Raw genomic sequence first — 8,554 nt, 5'->3', positions numbered from 1 at the left:
GACATTTTCACGGCCAAGGCTCTTTTTAGTTCTCTGGGATCTGAATTGCTTTTAATCAAACCTTCCAGGCGGACGATCTTGTCAGATTTTTCTTGCTGTTTTATCAGGAGATTATCCATTGCTTAAATATAGTCGATCGAATATTTAATACTATTGTATTATAAAGCGTGCGAATCAAAGAGGATTGCTATATAGGTATCAAGATTTACGATTGAGGTCTATCTAAAGCCTAAAGCCTAAAGCCCAGAGCCTCAAAGCCTAAAGCCTAAAGCCTAAAGCCTAAAGTAGTGCAATCCCCACTCGCAGAGTGGATAGATTACCGTTGGTACGCGACGCGATCGGCTAAAATAAGACCAATATTTGTGACAAATTAGTCATACTAAGGGAAACAGCGGATGGGTAAAGTAGTAGGCATCGACCTGGGTACCACCAATTCAGTGGTAGCTGTGATGGAAGGTGGAAAACCAGTAGTAATCGCCAATGCCGAAGGTATGCGTACCACTCCCTCCGTCGTTGGTTTCAGCAAGGATGGCGAACGGCTCGTAGGGCAGATGGCACGGCGGCAAACAGAGCTGAACCCCCAGAATACTTTTTATGGGGTGAAACGCTTCATGGGGCGAAAATACGGCGAACTCAGCCCCAAATCAAAACAGGTGCCCTTTACCATCCGCAAGGATGAAGATGGCAATATCAAAATCAAATGTCCCAAGCAAAATCGGGAGTATGCTCCTGAAGAAATTTCGGCAATGATCTTGCAAAAACTAGCTGATGAAGCTAGTAGATATCTGGGCGAACCCGTTACAGGTGCCGTAATTACCGTACCTGCTTATTTTAACGATTCCCAACGCCAAGCGACCAAAAATGCGGGGAAAATTGCGGGATTAGATGTCCTGCGGATTTTGAATGAGCCGACGGCGGCATCACTGGCTTATGGATTGGATAAACGTCAAAGTGAGACGATTTTAGCCTTTGATTTAGGCGGCGGGACATTTGATGTGTCGGTGTTAGAAGTCGGGGATGGAGTCTTTCAGGTCAAGTCTACCAGTGGGGATGTTCAATTAGGAGGGATGGATTTCGATCGCAAGATCGTCGATTGGCTAGCAGAACAATTTCTCGCCGCCGAAAATATCGATCTTCGCAAAGAACGTCAATCCCTCCAACGGCTGACAGAAGCCGCTGAGAAAGCTAAAATCGAACTTTCTGGGGTGATGGTCACAGATATAAATCTCCCCTTCATCACCGCCACCGCAGATGGCCCCAAGCACATTGAGACACGGCTGACTCGCGCTCAATTTGAGGAACTCTGTAGCGATCTGATCGCTCGGCTCCGTGGGCCTGTCAAACGGGCGATGAGCGATGCTAATTTGATTGCTGATGATATCGATGAAGTCGTCCTAGTTGGTGGCTCGACGCGGATACCAGCGGTGCAGGAATTGGTGCGGAGCTTTATCAATAGACGACCCAACCAAAATGTCAATCCTGATGAGGTAGTCGCTGTAGGTGCGGCAATTAAAGCAGGGGTACTAGCTGGAGAAGTCAAAGATATCCTCTTGCTGGATGTCACTCCGCTCTCCCTGGGATTGGAAACTATTGGCGGTGTGATGAAAAAACTCATCCCGCGCAACACGACTATTCCCGTCCGTCGATCGGATATATTTTCGACATCGGAAAATAACCAAACGATGGTAGAAGTCCACATTGTTCAAGGCGAACGGGAAATGGCTAATGATAATAAATCCCTGGGAAGGTTTAAACTCACGGGTATTCCCCCCGCACCCAAAGGCATCCCGCAAGTTCAAGTCTCTTTGGATGTTGACGCGAATGGTATCCTCCAAGTCACGGCAATGGATCGCACCACCGGACGCGAACAAACGGTGACAATCCAAGGCGCGTCTGCGCTGGGTGAAATGGAAATTCAGCGGATGATTGATGAGGCTACTCAATTTGCAGCTAGCGACAAACAAAAACGCGAAAAAATCGATAAACGCAACCGCGCCGAAGCTTTGTCTTATCAAGCAGAACGCCAGTTACGAGAAGTCGCACTCGAATTTGGGATGCAGTTTGCCAACGCTCAACGGAAACAAATTGAAGGATTGGTAAGAGAAATACGGGAAGCTCTAGCTAATGGAGATGAGCGATTAATTGATGAAATAAAAAGCGAACTAGATGATGCGATCTACGATTTTACCCGTCAGGTGAAAATGCTCACAGAAGAGGAAGATAAAGGGATCTTCGGCACACTCAAAGATATCTTTGTTGGCGATGATGATGAATACAATTATCGCGATAACTACAATAACCGCGATGTCTACAATCCCTACGGCAACCAACGCGATCCTTACTTTGATAGTCGCAACAACGATTATCCTCCCTCTTATCCAAATCGAGGGGCACTCCCACCCCAAAACTACGACAGGGACTATAATCCACCCAGAGATCCCTATAGCGATCCCAATCGAGATTCACGTCGGGACAATCGGGCTAATCCGCGCAATAATTCTGCTCCCCAAGGACAAAACTATCGCGATGATGAACGGTATACTCGTGACGATCGCTATCCCAATCGTCAAGATGACAGTAATCCTCCCAACTCTCGTCGATCGCCAGATAATAACAAGATCGATCGATCTCGCCAGCGCGATGATGACTACCTAGACGATGTGCCCCAACCACGGCAAGATCGCTGGGAGGACGACCAAAATCCATCCCGTCGCGTAGATCCACGCACTCAAAGATCTTCAGATCGCCCCAATCCCGCCGATAGTCGTCAAAACAACCCACGCGAGATCCCACCCGAACAGCGACCCCGCTACCCAGCAGGATCGTCACCATCTGAAACCCGTCGTCAGCCTAACGATAGCCCTAATCGTCGCCCCGATCCCAACTCCCAGCCAATCCGCGATGATTGGGACGACGAGGACGATCAATGGTATTAAATTAGGGGTGAGGTTTGAGGTTTTAGGGTGAAGATAGGCTTTAGGGTTTAGGTCTTAGGCTTTAGGGTGAGGATAGGCTTTAGGCTTTAGGGCAAAGATTAGATCTTTTACGTTCGATCGCCCTAATTCCTTACCCTTCACTAGAATCAAAGACCAAAAACCAAAAACCTCATACCTAAAGCCTAAAGCCTAACATCTAACACCTAAAGCCTAAAGCCTAACTTATGCAAGATATTCGCAATTATTACGAGCTATTAGATGTGAAGCGGGATGCTTCCACTGATGATATCAAGCAGTCATTTCGGCGACTGGCGCGGAAATATCATCCAGATCTCAATCCTGGGGATAAAGCTGCTGAGGACAAGTTTAAAGATATTAGCGAAGCCTATGAGGTACTATCCGATCGATCCAAGCGATCGCAATATGATAAGTTTGCTGGTTTCTGGCGCAAGAAAAGCACCAAAGCTACTCCAAATCAGCCTAGGGAAACCGATGATGATGACTTTAGTGATGATTTTAATACCTTTATCGATCGACTATTAGGACGCAAAAAAGCATCGAGCAACGGTAATAATAATAGATCTTCAAATTCTGATACCCAAACAGACCGCAATCGGACTACCGAACGCCGAAATCCTCGCGGCTTTGCAGAAACAGATCGTCCGCGAGATCGCAACACCTTCGCCGAGGCTCAACCCTTGCTGCGTCCTAAAAATCTTGAAGCAGAACTCACTCTACCGCTCGATAAAGCCTACCTGGGCGGACGCGAGCGGATTACCATTCAAGAAGATGGTCGATCTCTAGAAGTAGACATGCCCCCAGGGATGATCTCAGGTCAAAAAATTCGCCTGCGCGGACAAGGAATCGCTGGCGGCGATCTCTATCTCAAAATCAATGTCGCACCACACCAATTTTTTAGACTCGAAGGGATCGATGTCTATTGTCAACTCCCAGTTACACCAGCCGAAGCCGTCTTAGGCGGCTTTGTCGAAGTGCCCACTTTGGATGGATTAGTAAAAATCAGTCTTCCTCAGAGTATTACCTCTGGGCAAAAGTTGCGTCTAGCTGGTAAGGGATTTCCAGGTGAAGACGCTCGGCGCGGCGATCAATTACTCGAAATCCAAATCGTTGTGCCGAAAAATGTTCTTCCCGCCGAACGCGAACTCTACCAAAAGTTACGCGACATCGAATCCTTTAATCCCCGCTTGGATTTTACTCTATCCTAGCAGCCTCTCAGACAATGATGATTTATCTGTAGGGTGTGTTAGCGATAGCGTAACGCACCATTGGCGGTTTTATTCGGTGCGTTACGCTATCGCTAACACACCCTACGAAAGCTCTCAACTACTACCCCACCATTCCATAAAATCAACCATAATCTGTTGATGTACCACACCTAACGGACGTTCCTCCCCAGCAATCGCCGAATAAGCAAATCCGGCTTCAATTTGAGCGGGACTAATCAATCCCAAATCCCAACCTTCAGTCAAAACTAATTTATCGATCGAGACAGTCAATGGCGCATAAAAAACATGCCTGATTACGCGATCGTCATTGTAACAGCCAAACTTGTGGGGATTAGTAATTTGATACCCGATTTCCTCAATTATTTCTCGCTCGACGGCAATCTCTGGTGTTTCCCCAACTTCAATATGCCCGCCGAATAAACCCCACAAACCTGGATAGAGAATCGTGGGAATATTATCCCGCAATTGCATCAAAAATTTACCTTCATGGGGCAGAATTGCGATCGCAACTTCTACAGGTGACTTATCGCTCATGGGGAGATAGCGTGTTGTTGAAGATCTGCTAATGACACAAATTTGAGAGCCGTATGATGAGTTGCAGCCAAGTCTACAGGCGGCGCAACCCCAGCTTCTAGAGCTTCTTTCCACCGCGTTGCACACAGACACCATTTATCACCTGGGTTTAAGCCAGGAAAACTGGAGCCAGGAACAGGTGTGCTCAGATCGTTGCCTTGGGATTTAGTATATGTCAAAAATTCAGCAGTGATTTGGGCGCAAATTACATGAGTGCCGCGATCTTGAGGCCCTGTAACACAAACTCCCGTCCGAAAGAATCCAGTCATGGGGGAGGTACAACAAGTCTGAAGTTCTGCGCCCAGTACATTTTGGTCGTTATTAGTATCCATAGCTCAAAATTGATTATCTATCTATATTAACCACCACCCACGATCGTCACAATTTCCAATCGATCGGCAGTTTTAATCTCTGTATTGTCCCAAAATTGACGATGCAAAATTTCCCCATTATATTCTACTGCTAGAAGTCGAGGATTCAACCCCATCTTGACTAATAACTGGGGTAAGGTTGTCTGCGGCAAACAGGTACACGCTTCACCATTTACTTGTAACTCGATCGACTCAATCATAAACCAAAAATTATAAACTACCCCGCTAGCCACTCAATCCTAAACCCTAAAACCTAAAACCTAAAGCCTATCCTCTACCCTCTACCCTCTACCCTCTACCCTCTATTCGCGGCACCCGATTCAAGATGGACAAACAATATTGAACTGCATGAGTAGGATTATCTGCTTCCATAATCGCCCGCACGATCGCGATTGCTGGGGCACCAGCTTGCAGGACATCATCAATATTAGTACTATCGATGCCACCGATCGCAAACCAAGGCACAGTCGCATTTTTGACTGCATGTTGAATGTATTCTAGTCCCGCCGCCGCTTTCCCAGCTTTAGTTGGAGTTTCATAGACTGGCCCTACTCCAATATAGTCTGCGCCTTCCTTCAACGCCAGAGCCATTTCCTCAGGGCTGGTTGTCGATCTACCGACAATGCGTTGCGATCCAAGGATTTGCCTAGCCAGAGCGATACTGATGTCTTGCTGCCCCAAATGCACCCCGTCAGCGTTGACAGCCAGAGCGAGATCGACTCGATCGTTGAGAATAAACAACGCCCCATAATTATGGCAGAGTTGACACATTGCTTGCGCGATCGCCAGTCGATCGACATCGTTACTCTGCTTATCACGATACTGAACTAAAGTCAAGCCACCTTGTAAAGCTGCTTCGACTCGCGCAAGTAAATCTGGGGCTGGAGATGTCACCAGATATAACCGAGCATTGGCGAGAATTTGGCGACGACGGTAGGCAAGTAAACTGCTCTCAAGGCTATAAACTCGGTACCGCATCTGTTTGCAACCGCTACTCATAGTCGATGATTGCAACTTGCCATATTCTTCGAGTACTCGCAATGCTTCTTGCACCCGACAAAAATTCGCTTGCAGCAGTTGCTCGATGCCCGTGCGCTGTTCCTCACGCGGATGACTGAGGGCGGTACCCACATCCCCTGTCGTATCTCTTGCCGAGCGAATCTGTGGCGTATGCCACATCCCCAATTCCTGGCGCATCTGCTTGCACTCATTTGCCATCGCTGTATCATTGAGCGCAAATCGGCACCATTCTTCAATAATGCGTAATCCTTCCCGCGCTCGATCGAAATTCGCATCTAAAATTCGCCAGACGGCTGGTTGGATTGAAGCTAGAGAAGTGTCACTCATAAGGGATGGTGGATGGTGGATGGTGGATGGCGATCGGTGGATGGTGGATATGGGCTAAACTCATTAGTGGTAAATATTTACAGGTCTTAAAGAAATTGAATTCTCCACGATCGACTGTTTTGATTCGCTATTCACCATCCACTATCTATTTTTTAGTAACTTTTGCTAAAGCATTTTCCAAATCTGCTAGTGAAGCAGCACCAGTGACGACTTCCCCATTGATGATAAATGTCGGTGTGCCATCAATACCCAGTTTACGCCCTAGTTTAAAATCCTCAACGATAAAATTATCAGCAATTTTGCGATCGGCATTAAACTTGTTGAGATCTAATTTTAAACCAGTGGCAGTTTCTAGATAAAAAGTTTCGCCTAATTTAGCTTGATTGGCAAATAAAGCATCATGATACTCCCAGAATTTCCCCTGCTTATTTGCAGCCCAAGCAGCACGAGCAGCAGGTAGAGCTTCGGGGTGAATTTGGGTAAGTGGAAAATGCTTGTAGACTAGGGTAACTTTATCCTTATGCTTCGCCATAAATTGCTTGACGCTTTTATCGGCTGTGGCGCAGAATGGGCATTGAAAATCCGAAAATTCTACCATGACGATTTTGCGATCGCTAGCTCCCATGACTGGAGCATCGCCGATTAGTGCCTTAGTATTTGTCCGAACTTGTTTAATCGCCTCGGCTTGAGCTTTTTGCTCCTTTGCTTGTTGCTCGATCGCATATTTCTGCAACACTTCAAACATTACTTCAGGATGTCTGCGGAGTACCTCTAGGATTTGTTTTTCTAGTTGAGAATTTACCTTGACTGATTGAGCGAGTAACATCTCACTTGTTGGCGTTTGTTGGCTCAAAAGATCGATCGAACCGCTATCGATCGAAGTAATCTGATTTGTAGCAATCTTCTCTCCTAGAGGCTGCGCGGACGCTTCACTTGATGGAATTGTAGATGTCTGAGCATTTGCGCTGACTGGCAATGAACTCAAAAATAAAGATGATAGTACTATTGATAAGATCGGAAATCGCCACAAATTGAGTAAGTAGTTCATTAAGTATCGGGGTTGATTTAAACAGTTGATAGTTGATAGTTGATAGTTGAAGCGAAGTGATTAGAACGGAGATTTAAACTCCGAAGCCATAGCTTCTGCTTTTCGGTAAATGATTAATAGTGCGAAATCAGAAGTTAGATCTAGATCGATCGTTCATAACAAACAGATGAGTAAACAATATTGACTCATCTATTTAGTTAGACTCTACTTATGATACTTGAATTCCATCGAACCTTTATAACCAGTCATTTTGGCAATCTCTTTTAAATCCTTTGTGCCTGGGTAAAACTTACCATCGATCGCCCAAGTGGGAAACATTTGAATATTCTTATCTTTACATAACTGTCGTTGAGAATTTTCACCATCTGCGGCACACTCAACATATGGTAACTTAGCCGCAGCAGTTGCGCCAAACAAAGATTTTTGTTGCTGGCAATGAGAGCACCAGTAAGCACCATAAAACTTGACATCGCTTGCAGCTAAATATTCGACTAAAGCAGTTTCTGCCGCTCCTGAGACTGTTTCGATCTTTGCACCTGCGGCAATGGAGTTACCACCAGACTGAGGAGGTTTCGGGGTGCTATTGGTGATTGGCTGCCCAGATAAAATAGTTTTTCCACTATTGGAGATCGATGGGCTGGCTTGAATTATGACTGGAGTAGTCAGGGCACCAATCGCCATCCCGATCGCGGTAGTTGACTGAAGTAGCTGCAATTTTGTAAGCATTCGGTAAATATTGAGTGATTATTAGCAACCTTAAAATATATAAACCATTTGTGTCGATCGCACAAGTTCCGAACCTATATAACAATCCTATTTGATTCACAAATATCATAGTACACTTGCTCCAAAGCTTGAATCTTTGAGAAATAACGGCTAGAGCTATTTTGATTTTTATACTGATGTACTAAAGCGATCTGCTTCTCATTTAGGATTGCTATACTCACATCTTGCACCAATTCATAGATACTATTACTGCCATAACCCCAAGGCGGGCATAAAGCCGCGCCCCTACACAATTAACCTGTAGGG

General features: G+C 45.8%; 8 protein-coding genes. 2 read left to right on the top strand and 6 right to left on the bottom strand.

Annotated features, from left to right (window positions below; all coding sequences use genetic code 11):
- The first annotated feature begins 395 nt into the window (after positions 1 to 395).
- Together dnaK and ACEW9J_RS12465 are read left to right on the top strand one after the other, a co-directional pair.
- Entirely contained in the window at positions 396 to 2,936 is a 2,541-nt protein-coding gene (dnaK, locus tag ACEW9J_RS12470) for a molecular chaperone DnaK (RefSeq protein WP_373545444.1), read from the top strand.
- Between the two features lie 224 nt (positions 2,937 to 3,160).
- Positions 3,161 to 4,162 carry a DnaJ C-terminal domain-containing protein gene (locus ACEW9J_RS12465; protein WP_373545443.1) on the top strand — a complete coding sequence of 334 codons (1,002 nt, stop codon included), beginning with the start codon at positions 3,161 to 3,163 and terminating at the stop codon, positions 4,160 to 4,162.
- A gap of 114 nt (positions 4,163 to 4,276) precedes the next feature.
- Here the strand turns inward: ACEW9J_RS12465 and ACEW9J_RS12460 are convergent, their stop codons facing one another.
- From ACEW9J_RS12460 to ACEW9J_RS12435, 6 genes are all read right to left on the bottom strand, one after another.
- Positions 4,277 to 4,717, bottom strand: coding sequence for an NUDIX domain-containing protein (locus ACEW9J_RS12460; RefSeq protein WP_373545442.1), 441 nt, complete (start codon positions 4,715 to 4,717; stop codon positions 4,277 to 4,279).
- Entirely contained in the window at positions 4,714 to 5,088 is a 375-nt protein-coding gene (locus ACEW9J_RS12455; protein ID WP_373545441.1) for a DUF2237 family protein, read from the bottom strand. The genes ACEW9J_RS12460 and ACEW9J_RS12455 overlap by 4 nt, the downstream gene beginning before the upstream one ends.
- Positions 5,089 to 5,114: 26 nt before the next feature.
- Complete coding sequence (gene thiS / locus ACEW9J_RS12450; RefSeq protein WP_373545440.1) at positions 5,115 to 5,327, bottom strand: sulfur carrier protein ThiS; 213 nt, start codon at positions 5,325 to 5,327, stop codon at positions 5,115 to 5,117.
- An 88-nt stretch (positions 5,328 to 5,415) separates the two neighbouring features.
- On the bottom strand, positions 5,416 to 6,474 hold the full coding sequence (locus ACEW9J_RS12445) for a thiamine phosphate synthase (protein WP_373545439.1): 1,059 nt from the start codon (positions 6,472 to 6,474) through the stop codon (positions 5,416 to 5,418).
- Between the two features lie 145 nt (positions 6,475 to 6,619).
- Positions 6,620 to 7,522, bottom strand: coding sequence for a DsbA family protein (locus tag ACEW9J_RS12440; RefSeq protein WP_373545438.1), 903 nt, complete (start codon positions 7,520 to 7,522; stop codon positions 6,620 to 6,622).
- A 204-nt stretch (positions 7,523 to 7,726) separates the two neighbouring features.
- Positions 7,727 to 8,248 carry a hypothetical protein gene (locus ACEW9J_RS12435; RefSeq protein WP_373545437.1) on the bottom strand — a complete coding sequence of 174 codons (522 nt, stop codon included), beginning with the start codon at positions 8,246 to 8,248 and terminating at the stop codon, positions 7,727 to 7,729.
- Positions 8,249 to 8,554 lie beyond the last annotated feature (306 nt).

The organism is Chamaesiphon sp., from assembly GCF_041737865.1.
Lineage (GTDB): Bacteria > Cyanobacteriota > Cyanobacteriia > Cyanobacteriales > Chamaesiphonaceae > Chamaesiphon.
This window is presented reverse-complemented; position numbering and strand designations above follow the sequence as displayed.